General features: G+C 73.1%; 9 protein-coding genes and 1 pseudogene. 7 read left to right on the forward strand and 3 right to left on the reverse strand.

What is annotated here, in order from left to right; genetic code table 11:
- Window positions 1-52: 52 nt before the first annotated feature.
- Complete coding sequence (locus tag ACN27B_RS19565; RefSeq protein ID WP_422741196.1) at window positions 53-883, reverse strand: alpha/beta fold hydrolase; 831 nt, start codon at window positions 881-883, stop codon at window positions 53-55.
- 106 nt (window positions 884-989) lie between these two features.
- Here ACN27B_RS19565 and ACN27B_RS19570 point away from each other — a divergent pair, with 106 nt between their 5' ends.
- Window positions 990-2021 (forward strand): sigma-70 family RNA polymerase sigma factor, encoded by a 1032-nt coding sequence (locus ACN27B_RS19570; protein WP_091578811.1) that lies wholly within the window; start codon window positions 990-992, stop codon window positions 2019-2021.
- Between the two features lie 30 nt (window positions 2022-2051).
- On the opposite strand, the pseudogene ACN27B_RS19575 reads toward ACN27B_RS19570, so the two are convergent.
- Window positions 2052-2285, reverse strand: a pseudogene (locus ACN27B_RS19575) (hypothetical protein); the annotation flags it as partial.
- 298 nt (window positions 2286-2583) lie between these two features.
- On the opposite strand from ACN27B_RS19575, the gene ACN27B_RS19580 reads away from it, so the two are divergent.
- The gene (locus ACN27B_RS19580; protein ID WP_422741197.1) at window positions 2584-3072 is read left to right on the forward strand and encodes a winged helix-turn-helix domain-containing protein; all 489 of its coding nucleotides are present in this window, start codon (window positions 2584-2586) and stop codon (window positions 3070-3072) included.
- 294 nt (window positions 3073-3366) lie between these two features.
- Here ACN27B_RS19580 and ACN27B_RS19585 read toward each other — a convergent pair whose 3' ends face one another.
- Window positions 3367-7773, reverse strand: a complete 4407-nt coding sequence (locus ACN27B_RS19585) for a S8 family serine peptidase (RefSeq protein WP_422741198.1) — start codon at window positions 7771-7773, stop codon at window positions 3367-3369.
- A 257-nt stretch (window positions 7774-8030) separates the two neighbouring features.
- Between ACN27B_RS19585 and ACN27B_RS19590 the strand changes: the two genes are divergently transcribed.
- From ACN27B_RS19590 to ACN27B_RS19610, 5 genes are all read left to right on the forward strand, one after another.
- Window positions 8031-8606 carry a winged helix-turn-helix domain-containing protein gene (locus tag ACN27B_RS19590; protein ID WP_422741199.1) on the forward strand — a complete coding sequence of 192 codons (576 nt, stop codon included), beginning with the start codon at window positions 8031-8033 and terminating at the stop codon, window positions 8604-8606.
- A gap of 53 nt (window positions 8607-8659) precedes the next feature.
- Window positions 8660-10099 (forward strand): cryptochrome/photolyase family protein, encoded by a 1440-nt coding sequence (locus ACN27B_RS19595; protein WP_422741200.1) that lies wholly within the window; start codon window positions 8660-8662, stop codon window positions 10097-10099.
- Window positions 10100-10199: 100 nt separating this feature from the next.
- Window positions 10200-10970, forward strand: a complete 771-nt coding sequence (locus ACN27B_RS19600; protein ID WP_422741201.1) for a DedA family protein — start codon at window positions 10200-10202, stop codon at window positions 10968-10970.
- 34 nt (window positions 10971-11004) lie between these two features.
- Entirely contained in the window at window positions 11005-12171 is a 1167-nt protein-coding gene (locus tag ACN27B_RS19605) for a histidine kinase (protein ID WP_422741202.1), read from the forward strand.
- Window positions 12162-12806: a response regulator gene (locus ACN27B_RS19610; RefSeq protein ID WP_098745571.1), complete on the forward strand. Its 645-nt coding sequence runs from the start codon at window positions 12162-12164 to the stop codon at window positions 12804-12806. The genes ACN27B_RS19605 and ACN27B_RS19610 overlap by 10 nt, the downstream gene beginning before the upstream one ends.
- Window position 12807: the final 1 nt, after the last annotated feature.

Here is a 12807-nt window from a genome sequence, read left to right on the forward strand (position 1 = left end):
GAAGGGCACGACGGCGGCGCGGCCGACCCGTGGCAACCCGGGGTGCTCACGGTCAGCGGGGCTGGTCGAGGAAGGCCAGGGTGACGGCGGCGAACAGCGGAGACTGGTCGATGTCGTAGTGGGTCAGGCCGGGCAGGATCGCCAGCGCGTGCCCGCCCGCCGGGCGGCCCTCGCCGGTCCAGCCGCCGTCCCGCAGGCCGCCGTCGAGCAGCTTGAACACCTCGACGTAGTGGCTCGGCGGGGCCATGTCGGCGTCGGCGGCGACGATCAGCGTCGGCACCCGGAGGCCGCGTACCTGCTCGGTGAGGTCGAAGTCCTGCGCCATCGCCTCGCCGATCTTGTCGAGCAGCCGGGGGAAGTCCTCCGGGCGCGGCGCGACCCGCTGGTACAGCTCGTACATCGGGGTGTCCTTCATGAACTCGGCCGCCGCGCCGGTGACCTGACCCTGCTGCGCCAGCAGCTCCGGGTGGACGGCGTCACGCCGGATGTGCGCCGACGCGGAGACCAGCCGGCCCACCTTCTCCGGGTGCCGGAAGGCCACGTGCATGGCGACGCCGCCGCCGAGGGAGAAGCCGACCAGGTCGGGCCGGTCCAGCCCGAGGTGGTCGATGAGCGCGGCGATGTCGTCGGCCATCAGCGCCATGTCGAGCGGCCGGTCGACGTCGGCGGTGCGGCCGTGGCCCTGCAGGTCGACCAGGATCACCTGGTGCGTGGCGGTCAACGTGGGCAGGATCGGCGCGAACAGCTCGCCCGACATCAGGCCGCCGTGCAGGAGGATCATCGGGCGGCCCGACCCGTGCGTCTCGTAGTAGAGGTGGACGCCGTTGACGTCGGCGTACCGCCCCGGGGCGGTGGTCTCGGCGCTGTGCTGCGTCGTGCTCATCTCGCGCTCCTCGTGTGTTCCGTGCTGACGAACTGTGGACCGGCCGGGACGGGCGGACTCATCGGTGCCCACGCCCCGGATCTTCGGGTGTTCGCGTTCGCGCAGCATGTGGGCTAGTTTCGGCGGGGTGAGCGACGTGGCGAGCGTCCCTGTCGAGACGCAACTCGAGGCGTACCGGCCGGAGCTGACCGGCTACTGCTACCGGATGCTGGGCTCGGCCTTCGAGGCCGAGGACGCGGTGCAGGACACCTTTGTCCGGGCCTGGCGCAACTTCGACCGGTTCGAGGGGCGGTCCGCGCTGCGGACCTGGCTGTACCGGATCGCGACGAACGTCTGCCTGAACATGACCGCCAGCGCGCAGCGCCGGGTCCGGCCGATGGACCTCGGCCCTGCCGGCAGCGGCACGGCGACCCACCCCGGCGAGCCACGACCGGAGCAGATCTGGCTCGGCCCGGTGCCGGACGACCGGGTCCTGCCCTCCGCCGGCGACCCGGCCGAGGTGGTCGCCGGGCGGGAGTCGGTCCGCCTGGCGTTCGTCGCGGCGTTGCAGCACCTGCCGCCGAAGCAGCGCGCCGTGCTCATCCTGCGCGAGGTGCTGGCCTGGTCGGCCCAGGAGGTCGCGGAGCTGCTCGACACCTCGGTGGCGAGCGTCAACAGCGCCCTGCAGCGGGCCCGGGCCACCATCGCGTCCGCCGACACCGGCGCCGAGGCGCGCCGCCCCCTCGACGAGGAGCAGCAGGCGCTGCTGGCCCGCTACGTGCGTGCGTTCGAGGCGTACGACCTGACGGCGCTCACCGCGCTGCTGCACGAGGACGCGACCCTGTCGATGCCGCCGGTGCCGCTGTGGCTGCGCGGTCCCGACGACATCACGGCCTGGATGACCGGTACGGGCAGCGGTTGCCGCGGCTCCCGCCTGGTGCCGGTGGCGGCCAACGGCATGCCGGCGTTCGGGCAGTACCGGCGCGACCCCGACTCAGGGCACGTGCCCTGGTCGCTGATCGTGTTGGGGCTCTCCGGCGGCCGGATCACGTCGCTCAACCACTTCCTCGACACCGACCGCCTGTTCCCGCTCTTCGGCCTGCCGGCCCGGCTCGAGGAGGGCGCCGGCCAGCCCGAGCAGGCCGGCCAGGTCGCATAGGTCGACGTTCGCGCCCCGGACCTCCAGCCGCCACCCGAACCGGCGGGCGGTCAGGCCCAGCCGCGCCAACGCCTCGACCGTGACCAGGTCCGGCCGGGTCACGCCGGAGACGTCGCAGACCACCACGCCGCCGCCCCGGCCCCGCAGCGCCTCGGCCAGCTCGGCACAACGGACGGCCACGTCCGCGCGGGTCAGCGTGCCGCCGGCCAGGACGAGCAGGAGCGTGGTCACGCGGATTGGACCGGGGGGCGGCCCGGTTCTCATCGGTACCCGCCCCGTCGGCTCCCCGGCAGGCGGGTGACGCAATTTCTCCCGGTCATCTTGCCGACCGCAGTTACATCGACGTTAACTGCTATACCAATCATCGGTGCACGGCTATATGATCCCCGGTAGCTCACCCCGAAGCCTCACGAAACCGCAGCTCCAGCACGCCTCACGTCGTTCGCCGCGCCCGGCGCCCCCGCAGCCGCCGCGCCCGGTGAACGGCCCGATCGCCGGCGCCGGAATGGGCGCGGGTAATTGCTCGGCGCTGCGCCACGGCCTGCCGGAAAGGTGGGAACGGATGACAGGGATACCGTCCTTGGTCATCGGCATCGCGTCCTCGTCGGCCGAGCGCCGGCAGCTCGCCCAACTGCTCGGCGGCACCGAATCGTTCCTGATCGTCTCCAGCGCCAACCAGGCGCGCCGATTCCTCGATCTGGTCCGCCGGCCGCCGGCGTCGCTCGCCCCGGCCGGGGACGCCGAGCCCGCCGCAGCGACGCCGGGGCTGGAACTGGCCGTCGACTCCGACCGGCGGGTGTTGCGCTGGCGGGAGCGGGAGGTCGGGCTGACGCCGCTGGAGCACGACCTGTTCGTCTGTCTCGCCGGGACCCCCGGCCAGGTCTGGACGTACGCCCGGCTGCACCGGGCGGTGTGGGGCAACGACCACCTCGGCCGGGGCTCCGACATGCACTCCGTGGTCCGCCGCATCCGGCACAAGCTCGGCCGCCTGGGCTCCCCCGCGACGATCCACGCCGTCCGGGGTGTCGGCTTCCGCCTCACCCCGTCCTGACCCCTGGCGCGGCGCCCCCGTGCACCGCCCGCCGGGCGCCCGCGTGCCGTGTCGCGCCGGCTCGTTCCGTCGATCTTGGACTTGTGGCACCTGATTCGCACGGATTTGCGCGCCTTTTTAGGTGCCACAACTCCATGATCGCCGGGTCGCCGGGTCGCCGGGTCGCCGGGTCGCCGGGGCGCCGGGGCGCCGGGTCGCCGGTCGGGGCGCGGCGAGGGGTGAACGGGGTGGGTGGAGGTGGAGCGGCCCGCCCGGTGCGGGGCACCGGGCGGGCCGATCGGCTCGCCGCTGGGGTCAGCAGCGGGTGGGGGAGAGGGTGAAGTCCTCCACGGTGGGCGTGGCGGAGCTGATCTTCGTCTGGCGCGTCTGGGGCTTCCAGCCGTCCTTGGCGACGATCAGCGTGAGCGGGTTGTTGCGCCGGTCCATCCAGTAGGCGTACCGGCCGTCGGCGTCGGTCGTGAAGGTGTAGGAGCTCGCCCAGGAGTCGACCTGGACGGTCGCGCCCGGCAGCGGCGCCGTGGCGCCCTGGCAGCTCCTGCCGGAGACCGTCCCGGACAGCTTGCCCCAGGTGGTCGGCGGCTGCGCGATCATGGTGACCGCCACCGGCGGCACCGTGTACGGCGTGTTCTCCTTGATCACCACGGACGCCGAGTAGGTGCCCGGCTGGTCGACGTTCGCGGTCATGCCGACCGTGACGGTGACCTTCTCACCGGGCGCCAGGGTGACCTTCGACTTGTCGACGGTCAGCCAGCTGACGTCGGCCGCACCCTCGGCGCACTCCGAGAAGCCGGGCAGGACCTCGCTGTCCTTGGTGGCCGTGAAGCCGCCCGACGAGCCGCCGACCTTGTAGAACCCGCAGGCCGCGCCACCCCGGTAGCGGGGCGCGTTGGCGTTGGGCAGGTTGGCCCACGAGTCGGTTGCCGGGTCGAACGCGAAGCCGGCGTTGGTGATGGCCCCGCCCTGCGACCCGCCGACGACCAGGAGCTTGCCGTTCGCCACCGCGTACGAGGCGGCCCAGCTGTCGGCCGGCGCGTCCGGGATGGGGGTCCAGGCGTTGGCGCCCGGGTCGAACGCGTACCCGGCCTTCTGCGACACCGTCCCGTCGTTGCCGCCGGTGCAGTAGACGGTGCCGTCGATCCCGCCGCAGGACAGGAACGCCACCGACTTCGGGTAGGCGGGCAACGTCTCCCAGGTGTTCGCGCCCGGGTCGTAGCGGACCACCGAGTTGGACATCGGCAGGCAGCTGGCCGTGGTGCAGCCGCCGATCGCGTACAGCTTGCCGCCCGCGACCGCCTGACCCGCCGCCGCCCGGGGCGCCGGGTTGCTCGCCCCCGCGGTCCAGGTGTTCGCCGCCGGGTCGTACGACCAGGTGGTGCCGTCCGGGCCCGAGGCGCCCCAGCCGCCGGTGGCGATGATCTTGCCGTCGATCACGCCCACCGTCATCGCGTTACGCGCGCCCGGCAGGTCGGCGATGGCGGACCAGGTCTGGGCGACCGGGTCGTACCGGTAGTTCTTCGCGCTGGAGGTGGTGCCGTCGCCGCCGGCGATCGAGTAGACCTTGCCGTCGACGGTGACGACCCGGTTGTCCATCACGTTCGCCGGGTAACCCGGGATGGCGGTCCACGGGTCCGCCTGCGGGCCGGCCGCCGGGGTCACGCCCGTGGACGACTTGCCGGACGAGCGGGCGGCGAACGACGTCGCGGCGGTCAGCCGCTGCGCCGGCGCGCCGGTCGAGCCGAGCAGCGCCTGCTCGGACAGCCGGGAACCGTCGGCCCGTTGCAGGACGAACCCGCCGTCGCGCTCACCGAACTCGACGTCGACCGGCGCCCCGCCGGTGTTGGTCACGGTGAACGTCTTGCTGACCTTCCCACTCGGCATCCGGGCCGTTCCGGTCAGCGAGGTCGGCTGCACCGACAGCCGGCCGGAGGCGAGCTGGAAGTTCGCCGCGGTGGCCCAGTCCGCCTCGACCGTGACCTGCTTGGTCTGGCTGACGTAGTTGCCGGCGCTGGCGGTGAACGGGTGCTTGCCGGTCAGCGACGAGAACATCCAGTAGAAGCCGTCCGGCAGCTCGGTGTCGTCCGGGGTGGCGACCGTGGTGGCCTTCTCCGCCGGGCGGTCCTTGCTGGTCACGGTGGCCCCGTTGACGTAGCCGTTGTCGTTCTTGTCGCGCACGTGGCCGAGCACCAGGCCGCCGGCGACCGGCTTGCAGACGAGCTTGCTGCCGATCAGGACGTTGTCGACCTCCCACCACCACTCCCAGCTGGCGTTGTAGTAGTGGAAGCGCACCTGCACCTGCGACTGGTTCGCCGCCTGCGGAATCGCTATCTCGGTCACCTTCGGGCCGCGCACGTCGGCCGCCTGCCGGAGCACGTTGCTCCAGGTGGCGCCGCCGTCGAGGCTCAGGTCCACGTCCGCGCGGTCGCTGTTCAGCCAGTTGTAGTCCTGGTTGAACCGGATCACCGGTGCGCTCACCCCGGTCAGGTCGACGACCGGGCTGACCAGCGAGGTGTCCTGCTGCCCGCCGCTGCCGTAGTTGTCGCTGTCGATGATGGCGAAGGTGCCGCTGCCGCCGGTCAGGTTGCCGCGCTCACCGCTGTCGCTGAACTCCCAGACCTGGCCGGTGCCGGCGTTGTCCACCACGGACCAGCCGTCCGGCACGCCGGTGCCGTCGAACGTCTCGTACTCGCCGTCGGAGCTGACGGTGTAGCCGGGCGCCGTGGTGCACGCCTCCGGGTCCGCCGGCACCTCGATGTCGGCGGTGAGGTTGCCGGTGCCGACCGTGACCTCCTTGGTGACGGTGAGGTAGCCGGCGTACTGCGACTCGACGGTGAGCCGGTAGGTCGACCCGGACGGCAGCGTCAGGCTGTAGCGGCCGGTGGCGGGCGTGGTGTAGTCGGAGATCGGCGTGCCCTCGACGCTCACCTTCGCGTAGAGCGGCCAGCCGTGGCCGGACCCGTCGGTGACCTGCCCGCCGATCGTGACGCTCGGCACCGCGCTCAGCGCCACGTCGAGCGTGGTGGTCGTGTTCTTGGTGACGGTCGCGGAGAGGGTGCGGCTCGCGTAGCCGAACGCGGAGACGACCACCTGGTAGTCGCCGGCCGGCAGCAGCGAGGAGTAGGTGCCGTCGGCGCCCGTGGTCAGCGTGCGGTCCGCCGCGCCGGTCAGGGTGACCGTCGCGCTGGCGATCGCGGCGCCGGTGGCCGCGTCGGTGACCGTGCCGGCCAGCGTGCCGTTGTCCCCGATCGGGGCGGCGGCGATGAGCGCGAGCGCGTCCAGCCGACCCTCGCCGTAGACGTTGTTGTCGTCCGCGGTGCCGCCGCACTGGGTGTCGGCCTTGTCGGTTGCCGTGTCGTTGAGCAGGGCGCGCGTCGCCGCGACGTCACCGACCAGGGTGGGCGCCGCCGACCAGAGCAGCGCGATCGCGCCGGCCAGGTGCGGCGCCGCCATCGAGGTGCCGCTGATGCTGGCGTACGAGTTGGTCGGCACGCTGGAGCGGACGTTCACGCCGGGGGCCGAGATGTTCGGCTTGATCTCGCCGTTCTGCCCGGTGCCCCGGGACGAGAAGCTGGCGATGTTGTTGTTGATGTCGTACGCCCCGGCCGAGTAGTTGCTGGCCAGGCTGCCCGGCGAGCCGCTGGTCTGGCAGGACGGGCCGTTGTTGCCGTTGGACCAGACGCCGAAGATGCCGGAGGCGGTCCAGGCGTCGGTGACGTCCTCCATGAACGGCTCGTTGGACGGCGCCGTGGTGCCCCACGAGTTGTTGATGATGTTCGGCCGCTTGCTGGCGTCCGGGTTCTGGCCGCTGAGGTCGGTGGGCTCCAGCATCCACTGCCCGGAGGAGATCAGCGCGGCGTCGGTCGGGCAGCAGCCGTTCGCGGCGATCCACTTGACCTCGGGGGCGACGCCGATCTGGTTCGCGCCGTCCGCGCCGGCCATGGTGCCCATGGTGTGCGTGCCGTGGCCGTCGGAGTCGCACGGCGCGGTGGCGCACTCGCCGGCCGCGTCGAACCAGTTGTAGTCGTGGTCGAAGGTGCCGTCACCGTTGTTGCCCCGGTAGGAGTTGACCAGCGCCGGGTGGTCGAACTGGACCCCGCTGTCGATGCTGGCCACGGTGATGCCGGCGCCCTTGACGCCGTACTGGGACCAGACGTCGTCGGCGTTGATGTTGGCGATGCCCCACTCCAGGGCGTTCGGCGCCTTCTCGTCGGTGCCCGGGGTGGTCTCGGGCAGCTTGTACTCGACCGGGGCGTAGATGCCGTCCACCTCGGCGTGGGCGGCGAAGTTCTGCGCCATGGTCAGCGAGCCGCCGGTGACCTTGATGGCGTTGGTCGCCCAGAACGTCTGGTACTTCGTGCCGGAGCGGTCCAGCTCGGCGCGGATCTTCCCCTGGCTGTCGGCGGCGGTCTTGCGCAGCGCCGCCGCGACGGCGGCGCCGCGCTGGTTCCAGTCCTTGAGCGCGGTGGCCTTGCCCAGGTCGGCCCGGGCGGAGAAGTGGATCCAGAAGTCGCCCTCGCTCTTGCCCTGGAGCTGCCGGGTGAGTTCGGGGCGGATCTTGTCGCCGGCCGTGGCGCCGGCGCCCGTACCGGCCTGCGCCTGTGCTCCGGTGCCGGTGGCGGCCAGTGCGGTCGCGGCGAGCACCAGGGCGGCCCCCGCGCTCACCAGCCGCCGGGCCAGGCCCCTTCGGTGTGGACGTCTCAGCATCGGTGCTGCCTCCTCCTCCGATGACCCGCGGATGTTCGAGCCATGACAGAAGGGCCAGGAGCTGCGCTCCCGACTGGTCACTCCGGTTTGAGACGAACCCCCCAGGCCCCCTAGGCGCCGTGCGGGTCTACGCCGGCCACCTGAATGGACACTATGATCGACACCGAAGGACGATCAATGACCGTACGTGAGCAACTTGTCACCAACAGGCCCCCTGATCGCGGACCGGTTGACAGTGACTGTCACGGTGGGGTGCGGTGACGACTGACGACACGAGCGCGACGACCGCCGGCACCGACGCGGCGGAGCGTCCCTTCTCGCTGGTCATCGGCGTCACGCCGTCACCGGCGGAACGGTTGCGGCTCACCGAGCTGCTGGACGGCGTCGCGCCGTTGCTCATCGTCGCCGACCTGGACGAGCTGCGCGAGTTGATCAATCCCGGTGAGGGTGTCCGGCGGGGTCCCCCGTTGGCGCTCTCGGATGTGGCGGGGCCCCCGCCCGACATCCGGGAGCCCTCGCCCGACCGCGCGTTGGTGATCGACGCCGCCCGGTCCACCGCCCGGTGGGGTGACCGGGAGGTCGCGCTCACCCGGCTGGAGCGGGACCTGCTGACCTGCCTGACCGCCGAGCCGGTGCGGGTGTGGAGCTACGCCGAGCTGCACCGCGCGGTCTGGCACGACGCGGCGACGCAGCGCCGGGCCGACGTGCAGTCCCTGGTCAAGCGGCTGCGCCGCAAGCTCGACGGGTTGGGCACCGGGGTCACCGTCGTCGCGGTACGCGGCGTCGGCCTGCGGTTGACCGACCACCGCCGCCCGCCGGTCCGGGGCGACTGACCCGCGATTCCGTCCGCACGATTCGTCGAGTCCGAAAGGGGCATCTCCCGGACATGTCACGCTGGCGCTGGCTCCTGGCGGACCAGGTGGGTCCCCACTTCCTCGACGACGACGCGCAACGCGTCCTGCTGGTGGAGACCCGGTCGCTGTTCGCCCACCGGCGACTGCACCGGCAGAAGGCGCACCTGATCCTGTCCGCGCTGCGACACCGCGCCGCCGAACTCGGCGACCGGGCCCGGCTGGTACGCGCGGACACGTTCCGCGAGGCGCTCGCCGGGCTGGGCGAGCCGGTCGAGGTGGTGCACCCGGCGTCGCGGGCGGCGCTGGCGTTCGCCCGTACCGTCGACGGGTTGACCGTGCTGCCGCCGCGCGGATTCGTCACCGACCGCGCCGACTTCGCGGCCTGGGCCGACCGGCGGCGCGGCCAGCTGCGGATGGCCGACTTCTACCGGTACGCGCTGGACCGCCACGACCTGCTGCGCGACCTGCCGGCCCCGGCGCGCCGGCCCCGCCGGCGGCCACCGACCGACGTGCCGGCACCGCCGGCGATCGTCGAGGACGACATCGACGCGCAGGTCCGCCGCGACCTGGACCGGTGGGAGGCGGAGGGGATCCGGTTCGTCGGCCGGGACGCGCCGCGCCGCCACCCGGCCACGCACGCCGAGGCGCGGGCCCGGCTCACGCACTTCCTCGACCACCGGCTGCCCTGGTACGCCGACACCGACGGCCTGCTCGTCGACGGCGACGGCCGGCTCGCGTCCAGCGTGCTGTCGTCCTCGTTCAACCTCGGGCTGCTCGACCCGGAGCCGGCGATCCGCGCCGCCGAGCGCGCCGGCCGGGACGGCACGGCGCCGCCCGCGGCGGTGCACCGGTTCGTCCGTGGCCTGTTCGGGTGGCGCGAGTTCCTGTGGCAGCTCTACTGGTACTTCGCGCCGCGCTTCCGCGGCGTCGGCTGGCTCGCCGCCACCCGGCCGCTGCCGGACTGGTTCGACCGCCTCGACGCCGACGCGGTGGAGGCGCGCTGCCTGGCCGACGTGCTGGCCGGCGTACGCGACACCGGTTGGGCGCCCGGGACCGCGCGGCTGACCGTGCTCGGCAACTACGGCCTGCACCGCGGCTGGCGCCCCGCCGACCTGGCCGACTGGTTCCAGCGTAGCTTCGTCGACGGCGCCGACTGGGTCATGAACGCCACCGTCATCGGCATGAGCCAGTACGCCGACCTGGCCCGCATCGACACCCATCCGTGGGCGTTCGACGGCACGCACGTCGACCGGATCAGCGACTACTGCGGCGGCTGCCGGTACGAGCCGACAGCGGCGCTCGGCGACGACGCCTGCCCGTACACCGCCGGGTTCGACACGTTCCTGCACCGCAACCGGGAGCGGCTCTCCGCCGACCCGCGCCTCGCCGCCGCACTGGCCGAGCGCACCGACCCGCAGCGCCGCGACGCGGTGCTGGCGCAGGAGGAGAAACGCGGCGACGAGGCACCCTGACCGGGGGTGCGGAAAACCCCAGGGTCGCGCTCCGGTCGACCCGCTCAGGCATGCGTTCACCCTCATGGTCCGCGCCCCGCCACGGCCATAGCGTCGGGACATGATCGATTCATGGCACCTCACGACCCCCGCCGCCGCGCCGACGCCCGGTGACACCGGCGGCCTGGCCGGATTCGCGGCCGACCTGGTCGAGCGCGTCGGCGCTCCCGGCGCCGGGCTGGCGGTGGCGCTGGAGAACCTGTTCCCGCCGATCCCGAGCGAGGTGATCCTGCCGCTGGCCGGCTTCGCCGCCAGCCAGGGCCGGATGAGCCTGGTCGCCGCGATCGCCTGGACCACGCTCGGCTCCGTCGTCGGCGCGGTGGTCCTCTACCAGGTCGGCGTGGTGCTCGGCCGGGACCGGGTACGTGCCATCGTCCGGCGACTCCCGCTGGTCAAGCTCAGCGACCTCGACCGGACCGAGGCGTGGTTCGCCCGGCACGGCACGGCGACCGTGTTCTTCGGGCGCATGATCCCGATCTTCCGGAGCCTGATCTCCGTTCCGGCCGGCGTGGAACGGATGCCGATCGGGAGGTTCCTGCTCTACACCACGCTCGGCAGCCTCGTCTGGAACACCGTGTTCGTGCTCGCCGGCTACCAGCTCGGCGCCAACTGGCACGTGGTCGAGGAATGGGCGGGGGCGTTCCAGAACGTCGTCATCGTCGTCTGCGCGCTGGTGCTCGGCGCGCTCGTGGTGGCCGGGCTGCTCCGGCAGCGGCGACGTCCGGTCGCCGCGGAGGTCGCCGGTGACCCGACTCCGCGTGGCGGTCCGCACCGGCCGGTGCGATCCGGCACCGTGTACCGCAGCCGGGGTCACCTGGGGGAGGATCGGTGAGCGGCGGCACCGGCAGGCCGGCGGGGAGGGGCGGATGGTGGTGACCGGGGCGCCGACCGGAGGCGTGCGGATCGGCCGGTGGGCGCGGCCCGTGATCGGCGTCGCCGCCGGTGTCGTCTCCGCCGCCGTCGAGGTGGCGATCCTGGTCGCGGCCGGCCTGCTGCTGACGCTCACCGTGCCGGCTCCGGTGCTGCGCCGCCGCGTCCTCGCCGCCGTCCTCCGGTACGCCCCGGTGGCCGCCCGGTGGGAGCGGCGGCGGCTGGCCTGGGCCGCGAGCCGCCCGGCGTCCGCCCCCCTGCGCGCCACCGGCCGGCGGGCCGTCGGCTACCTCGCGCTACGGGTCGTGCCGGGCCTGCTCGGTGCGCTCACCGTCGGGGTGCTGGCCGTGGGCGTGGTGCTCGCGGCAATTCTCCTCCGTGCCGTCGTGACCGGCGGCGTCGCCGTGCCCGATCTGCTGCTGCAACTCGTGATCGGGGCGGGCCTGCTCCTGGTGAACCTCCAGGCGGTCGCCAGCGTCGGCGCGCTGGACCGGCATCTCGCGCGCCGCATGCTGGAGCCCGACGGCGAAGACGCGCTGCGGCGCCGGATCGACGAGCTGACCGAGAGCCGGGCCGGCGTCATGGCGGCGGTCGACGCGGAGCGCCGCCGGATCGAGCGGGACCTGCACGACGGCGTGCAGCAGCGTCTCGTCGCGCTCGGCATGCTCCTGGGTCGCGCGCGGCGCAGCCGCGACCCGGACCGGGCGCGGGCCCTGCTGGACCAGGCGCACGCCGACGTGCAGTGGGCCCTCGACGAGCTGCGGGAGGTGGCCTGGCAGGTCTACCCGTCCGCGCTCGACCACAGCCCGCTGGACGAGGTGCTGACCATGGTGGCCCGGCGCACCCCGATCCCGGTGCGGATCAGCCACGCACTGCCCGACCGTCCGCCGCGTCCGGTCGAGGCCGTGCTCTACTTCATCGCCTGCGAGGCGATAACCAACGCGGCGAAGCACGCCGGCGCTACCGTGATCGACATCGAGATCAGGGCCGGGGACGGAGGAGTGGACATGTGGGTCCGTGACGACGGCCGGGGCGGGGCCGATCCCGCCGGCAGCGGGCTGCGTGGCCTCGCCCGGCGGGCCGCGGCTCTCGACGGCAACCTCGACGTGTCCAGCCCGCCGGGCGGTCCGACCACGATCCGGGTGACGCTCCCGTGCGAATAGTCCTGGCCGAGGACTCGACGCTGCTCCGCGACGGGCTCACCCGGTTGTTGGTCGACGAGGGGCACGAGGTGGTGGCCGCGGTGGGCGACGCCGACCACCTGGTCGCCGCCGTCGCGCGGCACCGTCCCGAGGTGGTGGTCACCGATGTGCGGATGCCGCCCACCAACAGCGACGACGGGCTGCGGGCCGCGCTGGAGATCCGCCGCGAGTTCCCCACCGTCGCGGTGCTGGTCCTGTCCCAGTACGTCGAGAAGCGCTACGCCGCGCAGCTGCTCGCCGACCGCTCCGAGGGCGTCGGATACGTGCTGAAGGACCGCGTCGCCCAGGTCGAGGACTTCCTCGACGCGCTCGACCGGGTCGCCGCCGGCGCCACCGCGCTCGATCCGGAGGTGGTGCGGCAGCTCATGTCGGGCACGAGCCGCACCGATCCGCTCAGCCGTCTCACCCCACGAGAACGCGACGTGTTGCACCACATGGCGCAGGGCCACACCAACGCCGCCGTCGCCCAGCGGCTGCACGTCTCGCAGAGCGCGGTGGAGAAGCACGTCAACGCCATCTTCGACAAGCTCGACCTCTCCGACGCCACCGGCTACAGCCGACGGGTGCTGGCGATCCTGCGGTATCTGGGTTCCTGAC

Origin of the sequence: Micromonospora sp. WMMD754 (genome assembly GCF_049315235.1) — a bacterium.
Lineage (GTDB): Bacteria > Actinomycetota > Actinomycetes > Mycobacteriales > Micromonosporaceae > Micromonospora > Micromonospora sediminicola.